At 62.4% G+C, this 19058-nt stretch carries 15 protein-coding genes; 13 read left to right on the top strand and 2 right to left on the bottom strand.

The genetic code is table 11. The annotated features are described in order from the left end of the window. Positions 1-4: 4 nt before the first annotated feature. From cdiI to QZM15_RS27515, 8 genes are all read left to right on the top strand, one after another. A complete protein-coding gene (gene cdiI, locus QZM15_RS27550; protein WP_226223270.1) occupies positions 5-334 on the top strand; it encodes a toxin-immunity protein system imunity protein CdiI in 330 nt (109 codons plus the stop codon). A gap of 8 nt (positions 335-342) precedes the next feature. Further along, positions 343-537, top strand: coding sequence for a hypothetical protein (locus tag QZM15_RS27545; RefSeq protein ID WP_302107626.1), 195 nt, complete (start codon positions 343-345; stop codon positions 535-537). A gap of 459 nt (positions 538-996) precedes the next feature. Next, positions 997-1551 carry a hypothetical protein gene (locus QZM15_RS27540; RefSeq protein ID WP_226223272.1) on the top strand — a complete coding sequence of 185 codons (555 nt, stop codon included), beginning with the start codon at positions 997-999 and terminating at the stop codon, positions 1549-1551. A gap of 167 nt (positions 1552-1718) precedes the next feature. After that, positions 1719-2048 carry a hypothetical protein gene (locus tag QZM15_RS27535; RefSeq protein WP_367033330.1) on the top strand — a complete coding sequence of 110 codons (330 nt, stop codon included), beginning with the start codon at positions 1719-1721 and terminating at the stop codon, positions 2046-2048. Between the two features lie 12 nt (positions 2049-2060). Continuing rightward, the gene (locus QZM15_RS27530) at positions 2061-2810 is read left to right on the top strand and encodes a hypothetical protein (RefSeq protein WP_226223276.1); all 750 of its coding nucleotides are present in this window, start codon (positions 2061-2063) and stop codon (positions 2808-2810) included. Positions 2811-3231: 421 nt separating this feature from the next. Beyond that, positions 3232-3477, top strand: a complete 246-nt coding sequence (locus tag QZM15_RS27525; RefSeq protein WP_302107624.1) for a hypothetical protein — start codon at positions 3232-3234, stop codon at positions 3475-3477. Positions 3478-3588: 111 nt separating this feature from the next. Further along, positions 3589-3918: a hypothetical protein gene (locus QZM15_RS27520; RefSeq protein ID WP_302107623.1), complete on the top strand. Its 330-nt coding sequence runs from the start codon at positions 3589-3591 to the stop codon at positions 3916-3918. Positions 3919-4024: 106 nt separating this feature from the next. Further along, positions 4025-5785, top strand: coding sequence for a ShlB/FhaC/HecB family hemolysin secretion/activation protein (locus QZM15_RS27515; RefSeq protein WP_302107656.1), 1761 nt, complete (start codon positions 4025-4027; stop codon positions 5783-5785). Between the two features lie 1194 nt (positions 5786-6979). Here the strand turns inward: QZM15_RS27515 and QZM15_RS27510 are convergent. Further along, the gene (locus QZM15_RS27510; protein ID WP_302107622.1) at positions 6980-8263 is read right to left on the bottom strand and encodes a M23 family metallopeptidase; all 1284 of its coding nucleotides are present in this window, start codon (positions 8261-8263) and stop codon (positions 6980-6982) included. A gap of 330 nt (positions 8264-8593) precedes the next feature. Beyond that, a complete protein-coding gene (locus QZM15_RS27505; protein ID WP_059584121.1) occupies positions 8594-9241 on the bottom strand; it encodes a TetR family transcriptional regulator in 648 nt (215 codons plus the stop codon). A gap of 151 nt (positions 9242-9392) precedes the next feature. Between QZM15_RS27505 and QZM15_RS27500 the strand changes: the two genes are divergently transcribed. The 5 genes from QZM15_RS27500 to QZM15_RS27480 all read left to right on the top strand — a co-directional run bounded on the left by QZM15_RS27500 (position 9393) and on the right by QZM15_RS27480 (position 19056). After that, complete coding sequence (locus tag QZM15_RS27500) at positions 9393-10595, top strand: MexX/AxyX family multidrug efflux RND transporter periplasmic adaptor subunit (protein WP_302107621.1); 1203 nt, start codon at positions 9393-9395, stop codon at positions 10593-10595. Positions 10596-10610: 15 nt separating this feature from the next. Then, entirely contained in the window at positions 10611-13751 is a 3141-nt protein-coding gene (locus QZM15_RS27495) for a multidrug efflux RND transporter permease subunit (RefSeq protein WP_302107620.1), read from the top strand. Beyond that, positions 13751-15211 (top strand): efflux transporter outer membrane subunit, encoded by a 1461-nt coding sequence (locus QZM15_RS27490; protein WP_302107655.1) that lies wholly within the window; start codon positions 13751-13753, stop codon positions 15209-15211. Before QZM15_RS27495 ends, QZM15_RS27490 begins: the two co-directional genes overlap by 1 nt. A gap of 757 nt (positions 15212-15968) precedes the next feature. Further along, positions 15969-16481, top strand: coding sequence for a fimbrial protein (locus QZM15_RS27485; protein WP_099316384.1), 513 nt, complete (start codon positions 15969-15971; stop codon positions 16479-16481). Between the two features lie 121 nt (positions 16482-16602). After that, positions 16603-19056 (top strand): fimbria/pilus outer membrane usher protein, encoded by a 2454-nt coding sequence (locus QZM15_RS27480; protein ID WP_302107654.1) that lies wholly within the window; start codon positions 16603-16605, stop codon positions 19054-19056. Positions 19057-19058: the final 2 nt, after the last annotated feature.

Here is a 19058-nt window from a genome sequence, read left to right as displayed (position 1 = left end):
CGCGATGAATATTGATCTCCAACGACGCTACGATTCGTCGGATGACTTTTTCTCACTCGGCGGAAGCGTTGTGATGAAGCTATCTGCCGATGCAGCAATTGCGGTTTGTGAACGGGCGGGTCAGCACGGTTTGGTTGTAGCTCGGATCGAGGGAGGTATTTGGCATTTCCCTGGATTCGAAGCGAGGCTCGATTGCATTTGGGATGGAGTCGATCCGCCCGTTGACGTTGGTGTTGCGGAACAAAACAATCTAGCCGCGGCTGAGTTCGTTCATTCAGAGAGTCTAGAGCACGATGTCTTTGTTGTGACTGCCCGCCAGATAACGGACCGGTAAGTTGGACGATGAGCATCCTGACCAACGTCAGCGCCGTTGCTTTTTACTCCGTTGGCGTTGCAAAAGTGGATGAATTTAAATTCGAATGCTTCATTCAGCGATCGTTCGGCAGCACAGAGCTTACTGAGAGGCAGGTTCGCCTCCGTCGCTTCCTACCGCATATCCAATACGAGGGGCGAAATGAAGTGCGGTCATGCGCATGAAGTTGAGGGACTCGAACAGTTGCTTTATTGGGTTCTTACATGGGTGGTCGCACAGTCAGTGCCCTTGGATCATTGGTTGGCTGCAATATTGCAGCCTAATGGGGGATCGGGTGGCGATCCAGGATGGGAAATAGACCATATCCCGTGCACAGGTCACCCCGGCACGTACAAGGTGTGGGCTGATCCTGATGTGAGCGGAATTGAGCCATCTGAACGTATCTTTGACGCCCAGACGTTTCGAAATGCATTGAGGGTGACGTTGCTAGCCTTTGGGGATGAGTTCCCCGAAAGAGAGTAAGAGGTTCGCAATGTTATTGTTAGATTTGATTTGTGAATTTGGATTTCGTCGGTTGCAATTCTGATCGGGTGAGGTCGAAATGGCGGGATCGATAGTTACTTCTAAGAACGTTCGTGCTCCGGTAAGTACAAACCGATTCGATTATTCTGTTAGAAAAATCGGTGATCAGTTTGATTCGTCTGATATTTGCAGAATTGCAGGGCGTGGGCGGTGCGCTGATCGGCGGGCTCGGCGGCGGCAGCGCGCTCACGGCGATTGGGGGCGCAGCGGGAGCCGGCATGCCGTTACTGCTGGCGAACCAGGCTGAGAAGATCAGTAAATTGGTCGGCGATACGACCGGCTCGTCGCTGCTCGGCAACATCGCCGCAAACGTCGCGGCAACGGTTGGTGGCGTACTGGTTGGCGGTAGTGCAGGCGGGGCGATGGCGTCGAACGTCCAGCTTTACAATACAGACATATCGACAGTAGATAGAACAATCAGTTACGAGGTAAAAAATTACAACATCGAGAACAACTCAAGTGGTTTGATTAACAATGTTGCAAATCAGGCAATTCAGCGAGCAGCCAATTTGCCAGAGGGAATGCAACAACAAGTTGTGATTGATATACGCGGGCAAACGGTATCCCCCGCACAACGGACGGCGATTGTTCAAGGTATTGTTCAAAAGTCGAATGGCATAATTAGCCCGATTAATATTCAATTTAAGACAAAATGAGAACGATAGGCTTTCACGGTGGACATACAATTTGTGAGCTTGGGCCGGCCCCTGATGTTAGATTGTTCTTCAAGTGTCTCGAACTGTATGCGGCACAAGATCATTCGGAACAAGATTGGAGCTTGTTAACGGATCGCCTATATCGCCGGTACCTTCGGAGGGAGGAGTTGGATAGCGCTCGCGCGTTGATGGCGAAAGCCCGCGAAATTTTTGCAGAAAAGCCAGCTGCAACATCTGTTGAGTGGGATGCTGCAATGCTTGCAAATCCGGAAAAGAGCTGGCTGAATCCAGGCCGATCGACACTGACTGACGTATTTGGAAGGTTTTTTGAAAAATTCGTCGATGCCTGCGAGTCTGCAGAGTCATTCTTCGAGGCATTTAACATCTACCAGCCTGTTCGTGTTGTAATTTCAGATTTGTCTGGATTTACTCGATATCAGAATAGACCTCTTTCTGAATACGACGCACTGGAAGGGGGGGCATTTTGGTTGAAATAATGACTCTCTTGGTTGAATTATGAAATAAAGGAATCGTCCGCAACGCGATTAAAAGAAGGGTTAGCGATCGCGTCCATTGCTAAATCATCCAAGGTGATTGCCATGATTTTTAGATCGAATTTTGACAAAAGGTATGGTCATCCCAATTTTGTGGTATCGCTGGATGGCGATTTTGAGTTCATGATAAGTGACCTGTTTGAGTATTTTGAGGGCGAGATTCGACGAGGGGTGAGGTTCAATGCTGGTCAGAGTATCCAGTTTGGCTGGATGATCTTGATGTTGAAAGAAGACGGACATGGCGATTTGGAGATGTGGGAGCCAGATTTTCGTCGTATGCCAATAAATTGGATGTTTTCGATAGACAAAACTTTCAAGGATTTGCATTTGCAAAGAGAGGTGTGCGCTCAGGTGGATGTTGATCCGAATTTTCCATCCTTACTGGAGAGGGGGATTGTTTCTCCAGGATTTGGATCATGTCGAGAATTTTTTATAAACCGGGATTTACCGCAGAAAGGCGATTCAGGTTGGTTTTTTGTTGAGCGAGACAATAATGGCGGCGATGGAAAATTCTCCTCCTTGTTTGAGGTGGCGGTGAATTCTCCGAGGGTTGTCCCATTCTTGGCCTTGCCATCTGGCACAATTGTTAAATATGTTGCGGGCAAGATCGAGGTAAGATTTCACGATCGGGTAATTTCTTCCTCGGAGAATAAATTCTTGCAAAGAATTTTGGATGGCTGGACGTCTGGTGGAACGTATCATTGAAATTTTTTGGTGGGATGATTGTAAGTCCAAAAATGACATCGGGAACGGAAAGGTAGCTGGGTAAACGAGAACGATACGATGAGATTAACGGCGCGCGATTACAATGATTCAGCCGCTGATGCGAGATCCGATCCAGGAATCTAGGCCGGGTTTGCACCTGCGTTGGAAGGAGCCCGACTTGATGGATTGGCTGCCTCGTAAAATCCGATTGCGTCGATGGCAAGGTGATAATTGATCGAAAAATCCTGCCGTTATGGCGGATAGGGCTTACGATTAAGCCAGTCGTTAGTCACAGGTGCTCGCTCAAAATGGATTTGCATGAGCGATGCGGCATGCGAAATAAACAATAATCTGCGCGGGATAAAAGAAATGTTTCATATCCTTGGAATGGCCGGCATCACAGGGAAGGTTGTCTCGTCAAATGGAAAATAAGTACTTTGCAAGAGTAATTATTGATGTTTCGATATTTTTGGAATATTCTGGTGAGAGCGTCATTGATCCGGATGCATCCATGGAGTTACTGGAAAAAATAAGTGGCGGGTTGCAAGAGATGTCGGATTATGAAAGAGCATCTTTGTCGAAAAATATTCGCGAACTGGCGCCGCAATACGGTTCGCGGTCGAGCTTCGTAACTGATCTCCCATCAAATTTGGGAATTTCGGAATAACGAGATCGGTATACCCACCACCATCACTGAATGGTCCGTATGTCACAATCGGCATGTAGGTAAATTTTAAATTGAGGCGGACTAAGATCATCCTGATCAAATGAGGTGAAAATGGCGGGATCAATAGTTATTTCTAAAGACGTTCGCGTTCCGGTGAGTACGAGTCAGTTCGATTATTTGGTTGGCAGAATCGGCGATCAGTTTGGCTCGTCTGACATTTGGGTTAAGGATGAGGTTTATCTTCCTATGGAAGAAGGAGGGATGAGCTTTATTTCAACGGAATCGTTGAATTCTAACGGGCTGTCAATTTTTCTGACGGCTGTGACGCGGGCTAGAACCGCTTCTCAGGCTGAGGATTCATTTCCGCTATACGAGAATGTGTGGGATCAATTGATTGAGAAGTTGCGGCAAGACACCCGGCTCGGAAATGCGGGGAATTGATTTAAATCGAGACTATAGTTGGGGCGCTGATGCGAATTTATGGACAGTGCCATATCGATAACGGGGGATGGTTGCTGTCTATTCCTGTCAATCAAAAAATAATGAAATGAAAACGACCAGACGGCTGGCTGTTTTGCCAATCACTACTCTGATCACGCTTGCTGCGCAAGCACAACAGGTGCCCACTCGGAACGAGCAAGCCGCCGCCGCCCGCGCGAACGCCGAGCAGAATCAGCAAGTGCAGCAACGTCGCGACACCCAGCAGCGTGAGGCCACCGTGCAAGCGCCGGGCGTGCGCTCGGACGTGCCACGCCCGGAAGCCCATCCGGTGTTGCCCACGGAGACGCCGTGCTTCCGAATCGACCGCTTCACGCTCGACGTGCCCGACTCGTTACCGGCCACGTCAAAGGCGCAAGGCGCATCCACCTTGCCGATGGATCGCTTCGCCTTTGCGCGCGACTGGCTTGCGCACTACGCCGGCCAATGCGTCGGCAAGCAAGGCGTCGACCTGATCGTCAAGGGGCTGTCGCAGGCCATCCTCGCACGCGGTTACATCACGACCCGCGTACTCGTGCCCGAGCAGGATTTGTCCACCGGCACATTGAAGCTTGCGCTGATTCCGGGCGTGATCCGCCACGTGCGTTTCGAGGACGAGAAGCTACGCGGAACGTGGAAGACCGCATTCCCGACGCGCGACGGCGACGTGTTGAACCTGCGCGACATCGAACAAGGGCTTGAGCAGATGAAGCGCGTCTCAAGCCAGGATGTGTCGATGCGGATCGCACCGGGCGATACGCCTGGCGAAAGCGATGTCGTACTCGACGTGAAGCACGGCAAGCCATGGACCGTCGTCGCGTCCATCGACAATTCCGGCACGCGTGCGACGGGCAAACTGCAAGGCAACGTATCGCTTGGCATCGACAACCCGCTGGGCCTGAACGACATCTTCAACGTCGGCTTCAACCAGGATCTGGAATTCGGCGACAAGCGCTTCGGCTCGCACGGCTGGAACGCGTTCTACTCGATCCCCTGGGGCTACTGGACCGGCACGCTCTCCGCCTACACCAACACGTACTTTCAACCACTTGCGGCCGTGAATCAGACGTTCGTTGCGAGCGGCAACATGAAGACGGTCGATTTCAGGCTCAATCGTGTGCTGACGCGCAGCCGGAACGATGTGTTCGGCGCACAGGTTCGCCTGACGCGCCGTTTCGGCGACAGCTATATCGAAGGCACGACGATACCGTCGTCACATCAGAACGCGACCTTTCTCGAATTCGGGTTGACTGACCGGCACTATTTCGGCTCGTCGCAGTTCGACGGCTCGCTTGCCTATCGTCAGGGCTTGGGCTGGCTCGGCTCGACCGATAGCATGTTCGCGGCAGAGGGAGGCCAGACGTACCGATTCAAGATGATCGTTCTCGATGCGAATCTGTCGACACCGTTTGCGATTGGGGCGCAGCCGTTCAAATACGTGACGACCTTTCATGGTCAGTACACCGGCAATACGGTTTCATACCTCGATAGCGTCACGATCGGCAGCCGTTATACCGTGCGGGGATTCGACGGTGAAACGCTGCTGGCGGCATCACGCGGGTTCTACTGGCGCAACGAATTGCAGGTACCCATCGCGCAGACCGGGGTATCGGCCTATGCCGGTCTCGACTACGGTCGGGTCTGGGGACCGGAGCCGGTTGCCTTGGTCGGCACGCAGCTCGCCGGTGCAGTGATTGGCTTCAAGGGCAGTGTCGCGACTCGGTTCGGCGGATACGGCTACGATCTCTTCGCGGGTACGCCTGTCTACAAGCCGTCGGGTTTTCCGACCGCGCGAGTGACGCTCGGTTTTCAGGTGACTGCTCAGTTCTGAAGACAATGAGCCAAGGTACTTCTCCGACACGTACACGTCGCAAGCCCGACGTTGCATATGCCCGTCTGGTCGAGATTGCCGCCGAACGGGGGCATACGCTTCTAACGCTCGAATGGCGAGGGCTGAAGTCCTACTATGAATTCCGCTGCGAATCGGGCCATGACTTCACGCGCATAGGCACTGTCGCGATGCGAGGCACGATAACCTGCCTCCAGTGCGAACAAGTGCGCGTGCAGCACCGCTTTCAGGAACTATTGAGTGAACGCGGTCTTGTTTGCCATGAAGGAACCTATCTCGGTCAAACGGCGCGGCAACATTTCACCTGTCGTTCTGGACACGAATGGACGACCGAGGCTCGCAAGATTCTAGACGGCCACGGGTGTCCGCGATGCGCAAAAATCGAGTTGGCCGCGTGTCTCCTACATTCCGATGGCTTGGAACGTCTTCATGAGGCGGCGGCGGAGCGCGGCGGTCGTTGTCTGACTGACACGTATATCGGTATCGCCGCGCATTACGAATGGGAGTGTGCCGAGGGCCATCGATGGACAGCCGTAGCTCACAGAATCGTCGACGGCGGATGGTGCCCGCACTGTGCTCGAATCAGGCATGGAGAACAGCAACGCGATCCGAACGGGCTCCAGCGATTGCAGGCCGCAGCGGCACTACGCGGTGGACAGCTTCTCTCGACGGAGTATCACCTGACAAATTCGAAGTACCGATTCCGATGCGCACGTGGACATGAATGGACGACGTGGGGGCATTTGGTGCTCGGCGGGGCATGGTGTCGGCATTGCGCCAATCTCGCGAAGCGCCGAACGATAGAGGACATGCAGGCAGTTGCCGCGGAGCGCGGTGGTCGATGCTTGAGTACCGAATATCACGGCAATCGAGTCAAATTGACGTGGCAATGCGCACACGGACATGTTTGGGACTCGATGCCGAACACGGTGGTCAATCGCGGTGCGTGGTGCCCGAACTGTTTTCGGTTGCGAATCACTCGGGATCCGGTATTGCGCCGGCGCTATGACCACGAGGGGATGTAGTGCAAGCCGCCTTCGGTATCAGGCGAAAGTGTGCTTTTACCCCGCGCCAAAACATCGGCTCAAGCCCGTGACCAGCCGACGGTGTAGAGAAGAGCGGCGGAGCACTTGACCGTACGCTCTTCCGCAACCACCAGGATCGTGTGCCCCAGAATCAGCCTCGCTCCGCCGAGTAGTGCGTATCGAAAACCGCACGCAGCGTCGACGGCCCGGTCGCGAAATCGCCCCACAGCGGCCCGTCGTTCTGCGCGAACGCGAACGGCGTCGTCTTGATCGACGCAAGCCGGAAGCGCCATTGCGCGGCTTCCTGGCGGAACGCGGTGAGCTGCATGTCGGACAGCCCCGTCTGCGCGTTCGCAAGCGTGACGAGCGGATCGACCGGATCGTTCGCGACCCGCACCTCGAAATGCAGGTGCGGGCCGGTGGCCGCGCCCGTCATCCCGACCGAGCCGATTCGCTGGCCCTGCTTCACCGTTTCGCCGACCTTCAGCCCGCGCGCGTACGCGGACAGATGTGCGTAGTAGGTCGAATAGCCATCCGCGTGATCGACGATCACGTAGCGGCCATAGCCGCCCGGATCGGTGCCGACGAACGACACGACGCCATCGGCCGCCGCGTCGACCGGCGTGCCGCTCGGCGCGGCGAGATCGACGCCCGTATGGAACGCCATCGCCTGCGACAGCGGATGGATGCGCTCGCCGAAGAACGAGCTGATGCGCGTCCACTTGACCGGCATCGTGAACGCCGCGGCTTCGAGCGGCGAGCCGTCGAGCGTGTAGTACGCACCGTGTTCGGCGCCCGGCGCGTGGAACCAGATCGCGCCGAACGTGCGGCCGGCGACGCGCAGCTCGAGCGCGGTGAGGCGCGGCGTGCCGTCGTTCGTGTCGAACGCGACGCGGTAATAGTCGCCGCGCTGCGCACTCGCGCGCATCGCGACCTTGCCGGTGACGAGATCGCCGAGTTGGATGCGCACTTCGGGCGGCACGTCGAGACGATTCAGCGTATCGGACAGCGTGAGCTCGATGTCGCCCGCGCGCATCCCTTGCCGATGATCGGGCGACGCGAACTGGAACAGGCTCGCGTAGCCGAGCATGTCGTTGCGATGCGCGCTGAGCGGCGCGAACAGGCCCGGCTGCGGGCTGCGATCGTTGCGCTCGAGGTATTCGTTGCGCTCGCCGAGCGTGCGTGCAAGCTCGCTCGTCACGAAATGCTGCGCGGTGGGAAACGGCGTATCGGACAGCACGCGCTGCGGCAGCGCGGCCGTGCCCGAGTCGACGGCGCCGGGCAGTTGCGACACGGCAGGCAGCGCGGCGGCGAGACCGAAGGCGGCGAGGGCGCCGAGCACGGCGGCCGGCACGAGCGCGCGCACGAGGCGCTGCGCGCGGCCGGGCGCGAAAGCATCAGGGGTTGCGGCAGGCTTGACCAAAGGTGTCCACATCCAGGAAAGCGGTTCAAAGAGGTGTGGGCAGGAGCCGTCGGCGGTCCATGCGTCAGGGGGGGCGACATGGCGGGCGACGGGCGTGCAACAAAACAGGCCCCGCCAGGGGCCTGTATCGTTCCCGTTCGACCCAACTCGCGGGGCGGGCCCCGCTTCGAACGGCGGCGTGCATGCCGGGTCGAACCCGGTTATCACGAAGACGCTAAAGAAAGATGACAGCGCCAGTCTACCGATGTTCCGCGAAACGTTAAAAATTTTAAAGAGGGTCAGCTCATTCGTTTCGCAGTGCGGTAAGTCGGGTTAAATCAGCATTTGTTACGACGATTTTCGTTAGTCCGGCAATTTTTGCGCGCGCCTGCGCAGCGCCGCCGACGTGCGGACGGCGTCGAAACCGGCGTCGAGCATCGCCTCGGCGTCGTTCCACAGGTTGCCGCGCAGCCGGTTGGTCCAGATCATCGACGCGAACACGCCTTCGAGCAGTGACACCAGATAGACGGCAGCCAGATGCACGTCGAGATCGGCGGCGATTTCGCCGGCCGCGATCGCGCGACGCAGCAGCGCCTTCGTGATCCGCAGCATCTGCAGCTCGAGCAGCATGCGGCGCCGCTGCAGCGCGCCGTTTTCCTCGCTCTGCTCGCACTTCGTATAAAGGATCACCAGCACGCGCTGCATCGGGCCCGGCTCGCCGCACTCCTGCAGGTAGTGCGACGCGGCGCGCCGCAGCGTCGCGAACGGCGGCAGGCCGTCGCCGGCGTCGAAACCTTCCGACGTGCGCGCGAACGCGCGGTCGCACATCGCCAGACAGACTTCCATCTTGTTGCGGTAATGGCCGTAGACGGCGCCCCGCGACATCCCGGCGGCCTCGGCCAGGTCCGCCATCGCGGTTTGCGCGACGCCTCGCTCGAGCAGCACGAGCTCGGCGGCGTCGAGGATCCGGTGCTTGATGGCGAGCGATTCTTCCCGGGTCTTGCGGGCCATGTCGTGAAATTCCTTACAGTTCGCTGTCGTTTTATTGAGACAGTGTGTCGGTCAGATTGAAGCAGCCTGTATTTAATCAGACATGACTGATTATAATCGGCCACCCTGAGCCGCCGCATTGTATCGGCGGCGAACGTTCCGAGGTCAGAACATGAATAACAAACGCACCCTGTGGCGCCGCACGCGGCTGGCGCCGTTCGCGCTCGCGGCCCTGCTGGCGGTGGGCGGATGCGGAAAGGGCGACGAGGACGCCGCGCCGGAGGCCGCGAAGCAGGCCACCGTCGTGACGGTGCGCCCGACGGCGGTGCCGATGACCGTCGAACTGCCGGGCCGGCTGGACGCATACCGGCAGGCGGAAGTCCGCGCGCGGGTCGCGGGCATCGTCACCGCGCGCACCTACGAGGAAGGCCAGGAAGTGAAGCAGGGCGCGGTGCTGTTCCGCATCGATCCCGCACCGCTGAAGGCCGCCCGCGACGCTGCGCTGGGCGCGCTCGCGAAGGCGCAGGCCGCGGCGCTCGCGGCGACCGACAAGCGCCGCCGTTACGACGATCTCGTGCGCGATCGCGCGGTGAGCGAGCGCGACCACACCGAGGCCGTCGCGGCCGACACGCAGGCGAAGGCCGAGGTCGCCTCGGCGAAGGCGGAACTCGCGCGGGCGCAACTGCAGCTCGACTACGCGACCGTCACCGCGCCGATCGCGGGCCGCGCACGGCGCGCGCTCGTGACCGAGGGCGCGCTCGTCGGCCAGGACCAGGCGACGCCGCTAACGACCGTCGAGCAGCTCGATCCGATCTACGTGAACTTCTCGCAGCCGGCCGCTGACGTGGACGCACTGCGTCGCGCGGTGAAGAGCGGGCGCGCGACGGGCATCGCGCAGCACGACATCGCGGTGACGCTGCTGCGCGCGGACGGCACCGCGTATCCGCTGAAGGGCAAGCTGCTGTTCAGCGATCTCGCGGTCGATCCGACCACCGATACCGTCGCGATGCGCGCGCTGTTCCCGAATCCGGAGCGCGAGCTGCTGCCGGGCGCATATGTGCGGATCGCGCTCGACACGGCGGTCGACCAGCGGGCGATCCTCGTGCCGCGCGACGCGCTGCTGCGTACCGCCGACCGTACGTCGGTGCGTGTGGTGGACACGAACGGCAAGGTCAAGGACGTCGAGGTCACGGCCGACCAGATGAGCGGCCACGACTGGCGCATCACGCGCGGCCTCGCGGGCGGCGAGCGCGTGATCGTCGACGACGCCGCGCAGTTCGCGCCGGATACCACCGTCAAGCCCGTCGAAAAGGCGCCGCGGTCGAAGGCGGCGCCGACAGCGGCCGCTTCGCAGGCGGCCGGCCGTCAAACCTGACCGGTTCAAACCAACATGGCACGTTTCTTCATCGATCGCCCCGTCTTCGCGTGGGTGATCGCCATCTTCATCATGCTGGGCGGCCTGTTCGCGATCCGCGCGCTGCCCGTGGCGCAGTACCCGGACATCGCGCCGCCCGTCGTCAGCATTTATGCGACGTACCCGGGCGCGTCCGCGCAGGTCGTCGAGGAATCGGTGACCGCGCTGATCGAGCGCGAGATGAACGGCGCGCCGGGGCTGCTGTATACGTCCGCGACGAGCAGCGCCGGGGCGGCGTCGCTGTACCTGACGTTCAAGCAGGGCGTGAACGCCGATCTCGCGGCCGTGGAAGTGCAGAACCGGCTGAAGACGGTCGATGCGCGCCTGCCCGAGCCCGTGCGCCGCGACGGCATCCAGGTCGAGAAGGCCGCCGACAACATCCAGCTCGTCGTGTCGCTGACGTCCGACGACGGCCGGATGACCGACGTGCAGCTCGGCGAGTATGCGTCGGCGAACGTCGTGCAGGCGCTGCGCCGCGTCGAGGGTGTCGGCAAGGTGCAGTTCTGGGGCGCCGAATATGCGATGCGGATCTGGCCCGACCCGGTGAAGCTGGCCGGGCACGGCCTCACCGCGTCGGACATCGCGTCGGCCGTGCGCGCGCACAACGCGCGCGTGACGATCGGCGACATCGGCCGCAGCGCGGTGCCGGACAGCGCGCCGATCGCGGCGACCGTGTTCGCGGACGCGCCGCTGAAGACGCCGGCCGATTTCGGCGCGATCGCGCTGCGCGCGCGGCCGGACGGCTCCGCGCTGTTCCTGCGCGACGTCGCGCGCATCGAATTCGGCGGCAACGACTACAACTATCCGTCGTACGTGAACGGCAAGGTCGCGACCGGGATGGGCATCAAGCTCGCGCCGGGCTCGAACGCGGTGTCCACCGAGAAGCGCGTGCGCGCGACGATGGACGAGCTGTCGAAGTACTTTCCGCCGGGCGTGAAATACCAGATCCCGTACGAGACGTCGTCGTTCGTGCGCGTGTCGATGAACAAGGTCGTCACGACGCTGATCGAGGCCGGCGTGCTGGTGTTCCTGGTGATGTTCCTGTTCATGCAGAACCTGCGCGCGACACTGATTCCGACGCTCGTCGTGCCGGTCGCGCTCGCGGGCACGTTCGGCGTGATGTACGCGGCCGGCTTCTCGATCAACGTGCTGACGATGTTCGGGATGGTGCTCGCGATCGGCATCCTCGTCGACGACGCGATCGTCGTCGTCGAGAACGTCGAGCGGCTGATGGTCGAGGAAGGGCTCGGGCCGTACGACGCGACCGTCAAGGCGATGCGGCAGATCAGCGGCGCGATCGTCGGGATTACCGTGGTGCTGACGTCGGTGTTCGTGCCGATGGCGTTCTTCGGCGGCGCGGTGGGCAACATCTATCGGCAGTTCGCGCTGTCGCTCGCGGTGTCGATCGGCTTCTCGGCCTTCCTCGCGCTGTCGCTGACGCCCGCGCTGTGCGCGACGCTGCTCAAGCCGGTGTCCGGCGACCATCACGAGAAGCGCGGCTTCTTCGGCGGGTTCAACCGCTTCGTCGCGCGGGCGACGCAGCGCTACGCGGCGCGGGTCGGCGCGATGCTGAAGAAGCCGGTACGCTGGCTCGTCGTGTACGGCGCGCTGACCGCGGCCGCCGCGCTGATGCTCACGCAACTGCCGACCGCGTTCCTGCCGGACGAGGATCAGGGCAACTTCATGGTGATGGTGATCCGCCCGCAAGGCACGCCGCTCGCGGAAACGATGCAGAGCGTGCGCGAAGTCGAGTCGGCCATCCGCCGCGACGAGCCGGCCGCCTATACCTATGCGCTCGGCGGCTTCAACCTCTACGGCGAAGGGCCGAACGGCGGGATGATCTTCGTCACGCTGAAGAACTGGAAGGCGCGCAAGGCCGCGCGCGATCACGTGCAAGCGATCGTCGCGCGCATCAACGAACGCTTCGCGGGCACGCCGAACACGACGGTGTTCGCGATGAACTCGCCGGCGCTGCCCGATCTCGGTTCGTCGAGCGGCTTCGACTTCCGGCTGCAGAACCGCGGCGGGCTCGACTACGCGACGTTCAGCGCCGCGCGCGAGCAACTGCTCGCGGCGGGCGGCAAGGATCGTGCGCTCACCGATCTGATGTTCGCGGGCACGCAGGACGCGCCGCAACTGAAGCTCGACATCGATCGCGCGAAGGCGTCCGCGCTCGGCGTGTCGATGGACGAGATCAACACGACGCTCGCGGTGATGTTCGGCTCCGACTATATCGGCGATTTCATGCACGGCACGCAGGTGCGGCGCGTGATGGTGCAGGCCGACGGGCGGCACCGGCTCGATCCGGACGACGTGAAGAAGCTGCGCGTGCGCAATGCGCGCGGCGAGATGGTGCCGCTCGCGGCGTTCACGACGCTGCACTGGACGCTCGGGCCGCCGCAGCTCACGCGCTACAACGGTTACCCGTCGTTCACGATCAACGGCTCGGCCGCGGCCGGCCACAGCAGCGGCGAGGCGATGAGCGCGATCGAGCGGATCGCCGCGAAACTGCCGACCGGCATCGGCTATGCGTGGTCGGGACAGTCGTTCGAGGAGCGGCTGTCGGGCGCGCAGGCGCCGATGCTGTTCGCGCTGTCGGTGCTGGTCGTGTTCCTCGCGCTCGCGGCGCTCTACGAGAGCTGGTCGATTCCGTTCGCGGTGATGCTGGTCGTGCCGCTCGGCGTGATCGGCGCGGTGCTCGGCGTCACGCTGCGCGCGATGCCGAACGACATCTATTTCAAGGTGGGGCTGATCGCGACGATCGGGCTGTCCGCGAAGAACGCGATCCTGATCGTCGAAGTCGCGAAGGATCTCGTCGCGCAGCGCATGTCGCTCGTCGACGCGGCGCTCGAGGCCGCGCGCCTGCGGCTGCGGCCGATCGTGATGACGTCGCTCGCGTTCGGCGTCGGCGTGCTGCCGCTCGCGTTCGCATCAGGCGCCGCGTCCGGCGCGCAGACGGCGATCGGCACCGGCGTGCTCGGCGGCGTGATCACGGCGACCGTGCTCGCGGTGTTTCTCGTCCCGCTGTTTTTCGTGATCGTCGGCCGCCTGTTCGACGTCGGCCCGCGCCGGCGCGGCGGCGCGCAGCCGACGACGATGGAGGGTTCGCAACCATGATGTTCGCGCTGAATGTACGCGCCGCGCGGCGGCTTCCGGCGGCGCTCGCCGCCGCGCTCGCGCTCGCCGGGTGCTCGCTCGCGCCGCGTTACGAGCGCCCGGCGGCGCCGGTGCCGGCGACCTATGCGCCGGTCGACGGCAATACGACACCGGCCGGCGCGTCGGCCGCGGCGCAGGATACGGCGCTGCTCGACGACTGGCATGCGTATTTCACCGATCCGGCGCTGCAGGCGTGGATCGACGCGGCGCTCGCGAACAATCGCGACCTGCGGATCGCGGCCGGCCGGCTCGAGGAAGCGCGCGCGCTGTACGGCGTGCAGCGTGCGGACCTGATGCCGTCGGTCGATGCGAATCTCGGCTATGAACGCGCGCGCCAGTACGATCCGGTCGTGCGCGAAAGCGCGATCAGCGGGCTGTACCGCGCGGGCGTCGGCGTCAGCGCATACGAGCTCGACCTGTTCGGCCGCGTGCGCAACCTGTCCGACGCGGCGCTCGCCGAATATTTCGCGACGGCCGACGCGCAGCGCACGGTCCGCATCGGCGTGATCGCCGAAGTGGCGGGCGCGTACGTTTCCGAACGATCGTTGCACGAGCAACTGGCGCTCGCTCAGCGCACGCTCGATGCGCGCGAGCGGATGGCCGCGCTCACGCAACGCCGCTATGCGGCCGGCACGAGCGACGCGATCGAGCTGCGCTCGGCCGAGATGCTGGTGGCGTCCGCGCGCGCGTCGCAGGCCGCGCTGCAGCGCGAGCATGCGCAGGCCGTACGGGCGCTGCAATTGCTGGCGGGCGACTTCGCGCGCCACGTGCCCGACGGCGCGAGCGCGCTCGACGCGCTGTCGATCGCGCCCGTGGCGCCCGGTGCGCCGAGCGCATTGCTCGAACGGCGGCCGGACATCCGGCAGGCCGAGGCACGGCTGAAGGCCGCGAACGCGAACATTGGCGCGGCGCGCGCGGCGTTCTTCCCGCGCATCGCGCTGACGACGGACTACGGCTCGGTGAGCGACGCGTTCTCGAGCCTGTTCGCGGCTGGCACGAGTGTGTGGACGTTCGCGCCGCGCATCACGCTGCCGATTTTCGCGGGCGGCCGCAATCGCGCGAACCTCGACGTCGCCAACGCACGCAAGGACATCGCCGTTGCCGAATACGAGAAGGCGGTGCAGACCGCGTTTCGCGAAGTGGCCGATGCGTTCGCCGCGCGCGACTGGATCGACCGGCAGCTCGCCGCGCAGCAGGATGTATATGAGGCGGACGGCGCGCGGCTGAAGCTGGCGGAGCGTCGCTACGCGGGCGGCGTCGCGACTTATCTCGAACTGCTCGACGCCCAGCGCAGCACGTACGAGTCGGGGCAGGAACTGATCCGGCTCAGGCAGCTCAGGCTTGCGAACGCGATCGCGCTGTACCGCGCGCTCGGCGGCGGCTGGGCGCCGGCAACGGCGGAGGCCGCGGCTTCCGCGTGACGTGCGATTCGTCGCCCGACGCCGCGGCGTGTCGGGCGACTTCACGGCGGCCACGCGCTTCGACGTTCGGCCGCCGCTTCGACAGGGCGTACCGCCCGCCGTGCCGCCGATCGTCGTCGGCGCTTCCTTTCACCGTTCGGCGGACCGTCTCCGCGCTTTTTCATTTCGCCCAATCCGGCATGCCAGCCGCGTTCCAGCGGCCGCGCCTGCATGCGGTTTCACGATCGGCAATTGACGATCGAATTAATCAATGCATTGGAATTAATGGCGGCGACAAAGTGTCGCGGTAAAACGTTTGTATGCTTTTCGCAATCGTTTGCGCGATAAATCCATGTCGATGGAGTGCCGTCGTTAATTTCCTGTCAGTTGAAAATGGCGCGATATTCGCGTTGCGATATGACAACGGTGGCGGCTTTGGACAATGTTTTGTCTTTTGAATGGCGCTCCCATGCAAACCAATGCAGGCAAGGGCTGGCGGCGCGCCAGCGATTATCGGCAAGAAATTCCCTTAATCTTCAACCAGTTCCGAAAAATAAAAAAGGACTGCGGATGAAAATTCGATAATTGAAAATGGAAAGGAAAGAATGAGGGTTTGGAGGCGTAAATCGAACATTGTCAGGCGGATTTGACAATGATTTACAGAAATCTTTCATGGTTATCTCGATAATGCCGCCTCGTGACGGACGGGAGCCACCACACGCTGCCGTTTGCGTCCGCCACGTCATCCATTCCATTTGCACTCCTTACGGGAAACTTCATGAAAAAACCCATCCTGACCGCTGTCGCACTCGCGGCCCTGTCCACCTCGGCCTTCGCGGCGGGCACCGGCACGATCAACTTCACCGGCGAGATCGTCGCGGGCGCATGCGGCATCGACTCGGGCTCGGTCAACCAGACCGTGAACCTCGGCAAGGTGCCGACCAACGTGTTCAAGCAGGCCGGCGACAAGTCCACGCCGACCAACTTCGACATCAAGCTGACCGATTGCGACACCAGCGTCGCGAAGAACGCGTACTTCACGTTCACGGGTACGTCGAGCGCCGGCCAGCCGAAGCTGCTCGCCACGATCGGTTCGGCGACCAACGTCGGCATCCGCCTGCAGGCCGCGTCGGGCGAGTACCTCGACAACGGCGCCGAGCAGAAGGCGCCGACGGTGCTGCAGAACGGCACGAACATCGCGCGCTTCGCGGCGATGTACGAAGCGACGGCAGCCGGCGTGACGCCGGGTACCGCAGACGGCGTCGCGAACTTCACGGTCCGCTACCAGTAAGCGTCGGTATCGGAGGAGGAAGGCATGCGCCCCTTCCTCCGTCATCTTTCCCCCGTTTTCCTTCTCCCTGGACTCCCGGTAGCGCCGCGTGCGAATCAGACATTCCTTCCTTTGCGTCTCCGTGCTGGTCGTCGGCAGCCAGAGCCAGGCGACGGAATTCAATTCGTCGTTCCTCGACATCGGCGGTACGAACAACGTCGACCTGTCGCAGTTCTCGCAGCCCGACTTCACGTTGCCGGGCGAATACATGCTCGACGTGCAGGTCAACGACCTGTTCTACGGGCTGCAATCGATCGAGTTCATCGCGCTCGACGCATCAGGCGCGGGCAAGCCGTGCCTGCGGCCGGAGCTCGTCGCGCAGTTCGGGCTGAAGCCGTCGCTCGTGAAGGATCTGCCGCGCTTCCAGGGTGGGCGTTGCGTCGACCTCGGCGCGATCGAGGGCGCGACCGTGCGTTACCTGAAAAGCGACGGGCGGCTCAAGATCACGATTCCGCAGGCCGCGCTCGAGTTCACCGATTCGACCTATCTGCCGCCGGCGCGCTGGTCCGAAGGCATTCCGGGTGCGATGCTCGACTATCGCGTGATCGCGAACACGAACCGCAACTTCGGCTCGGGCGGCGGCCAGACGAATTCGATCCAGGCGTACGGGACGGTCGGCGCGAACTGGGATGCGTGGCGCTTTCGCGGCGACTACCAGGCGCAATCGAACGTGGGGAATACCGCGTACGCGGACCGCACGTTCCGCTTCAGCCGGCTGTATGCCTTTCGCGCGCTGCCGTCGATCGAATCGACGGTGACGTTCGGCGACGACTACCTGAGCTCCGACATTTTCGACACGTTCGCGCTGACGGGTGCGTCGATCCGCAGCGACGACCGCATGCTGCCGCCGTCGCTGCGCGGCTATGCGCCGCTGATCTCGGGCGTCGCGCGCACCAACGCGACCGTGACGGTATCTCAGGCCGGCCGCGTGCTGTACGTGACGCGCGTGTCGCCGGGCGCGTTCGCGCTGCAGAACATCAATACGAGCGTGCAGGGCACGCTCGACGTGGCGGTCGAGGAAGAGGACGGCAGCGTGCAGCGCTTCCAGGTGACGACGGCCGCCGTGCCGTTCCTCGCGCGCACCGGGCAGTTGCGCTACAAGGCCGCGGTCGGCAAGCCGCGCCTGTTCGGCGGCGCCGGCATCGCGCCGTTCTTCGGCTTCGGCGAGATCGCGTACGGGCTGCCGTTCGACATCACCGCCTATGGCGGCTTCATCGCCGCGTCGGGCTACACGTCGGTCGCGCTCGGCGTCGGCCGCGATTTCGGCGCGTTCGGCGCGGTGTCGGCCGACGTCACGCACGCGCGGGCGCGCCTGTGGTGGAACGGCGCGACACGCAACGGCAACTCGTATCGCATCAACTATTCGAAGCACTTCGACGGGCTCGATGCCGACGTGCGCTTTTTCGGCTACCGCTTCTCCGAGCGCGAGTACACGAACTTCGCGCAATTCTCGGGCGATCCGACCGCGTACGGCCTCGCCAACAGCAAGCAGCGCTATTCGGCGACGCTGTCGAAGCGCTTCGGCGACACGTCGACCTATTTCTCGTACGACCAGACGACCTACTGGGCGCGCGCATCCGAGCAGCGGGTCGGCCTGACGCTCACGCGTGCGTTCTCGATCGGCACGCTGCGCAACCTGAACGTCAGCGTGTCGGCATTTCGCACGCAGAGCGCGGGCGCGAGCGGCAATCAGTTCTCGGTCACCGCGACGCTGCCGATCGGCGGCCGCCACACCGTCACGTCGAACCTGACGACGGGCAGCGGCAGCACCAGCGTGAACGCCGGCTACATCTACGACGATCCGGCCGGCCGCACGTATCAGGTCAATGCGGGCGAGACCGACGGGCGTGCATCGGCGAACGCGAGCTTCCGCCAGCGCACGTCGGCGTACCAGCTCACCGCGCAGGCATCGACGCTCGCCAATGCGTATGCGGCCGCGTCGCTCGAGGTCGACGGCTCGTTCGTCGCGACGCAGTACGGCGTGTCCGCGCACGCGAACGGCAATGCGGGCGACACGCGGCTGCTGGTGTCGACCGACGGCGTGCCCGACGTGCCGCTGTCGGGCACGCTTGCGCATACCGATTCGCGCGGCTACGCGGTGCTCGACGGCATCTCGCCGTACAACGTGTACGACGCGACCGTCAACGTCGAGAAGCTGCCGCTCGAAGTGCAGGTGACGAACCCGATCCAGCGCATGGTGCTGACCGACGGCGCGATCGGCTTCGTCGAATTCTCCGCCGCGCGCGGCAGCAATCTGTACCTGACGCTGACCGACGCGGCCGGCAAGCCGCTGCCGTTCGGTGCGTCGGTGCAGGACGCGGCGAACGGCAAGGAACTCGGCATCGTCGGCGAAGGCGGTGCGGCGTTCCTGACCCAGGTTCAGCCGAAATCCACGCTGGCGGTGCGAGCGGGCGAACGGACGCTCTGCACGATTGACGCACTGCCGAGCCAGCTCCAACTCGAAGGCACGCCGATTCCGGCGACGTGCCGGACGCCCGGCGAGCCGCATGCAGCGGCCGCGCGCGTCGAACGATGATT

This window comes from Burkholderia sp. AU44665 (assembly GCF_030504405.1).
Taxonomy (GTDB): Bacteria; Pseudomonadota; Gammaproteobacteria; order Burkholderiales; family Burkholderiaceae; genus Burkholderia; species Burkholderia semiarida.
Note: the sequence above shows the minus strand (reverse complement) of the source record. Positions and strands in the feature narration are given on the sequence as shown.

Excerpts from the sequence above, each read along its gene's own strand:
- cdiI (WP_226223270.1), top strand. The coding sequence starts at position 5 with ATGAATATTGATCTCCAACGACGCTACGATTCGTCGGATGACTTTTTC.
- QZM15_RS27545 (WP_302107626.1), top strand. The coding sequence starts at position 343 with ATGAGCATCCTGACCAACGTCAGCGCCGTTGCTTTTTACTCCGTTGGC.
- QZM15_RS27525 (WP_302107624.1), top strand. The coding sequence starts at position 3,232 with ATGGAAAATAAGTACTTTGCAAGAGTAATTATTGATGTTTCGATATTT.
- QZM15_RS27520 (WP_302107623.1), top strand. The coding sequence starts at position 3,589 with ATGGCGGGATCAATAGTTATTTCTAAAGACGTTCGCGTTCCGGTGAGT.
- QZM15_RS27515 (WP_302107656.1), top strand. The coding sequence starts at position 4,025 with ATGAAAACGACCAGACGGCTGGCTGTTTTGCCAATCACTACTCTGATC.
- QZM15_RS27510 (WP_302107622.1), bottom strand. The coding sequence starts at position 8,263 with ATGTGGACACCTTTGGTCAAGCCTGCCGCAACCCCTGATGCTTTCGCG.
- QZM15_RS27505 (WP_059584121.1), bottom strand. The coding sequence starts at position 9,241 with ATGGCCCGCAAGACCCGGGAAGAATCGCTCGCCATCAAGCACCGGATC.
- QZM15_RS27500 (WP_302107621.1), top strand. The coding sequence starts at position 9,393 with ATGAATAACAAACGCACCCTGTGGCGCCGCACGCGGCTGGCGCCGTTC.
- QZM15_RS27495 (WP_302107620.1), top strand. The coding sequence starts at position 10,611 with ATGGCACGTTTCTTCATCGATCGCCCCGTCTTCGCGTGGGTGATCGCC.
- QZM15_RS27490 (WP_302107655.1), top strand. The coding sequence starts at position 13,751 with ATGTTCGCGCTGAATGTACGCGCCGCGCGGCGGCTTCCGGCGGCGCTC.
- QZM15_RS27485 (WP_099316384.1), top strand. The coding sequence starts at position 15,969 with ATGAAAAAACCCATCCTGACCGCTGTCGCACTCGCGGCCCTGTCCACC.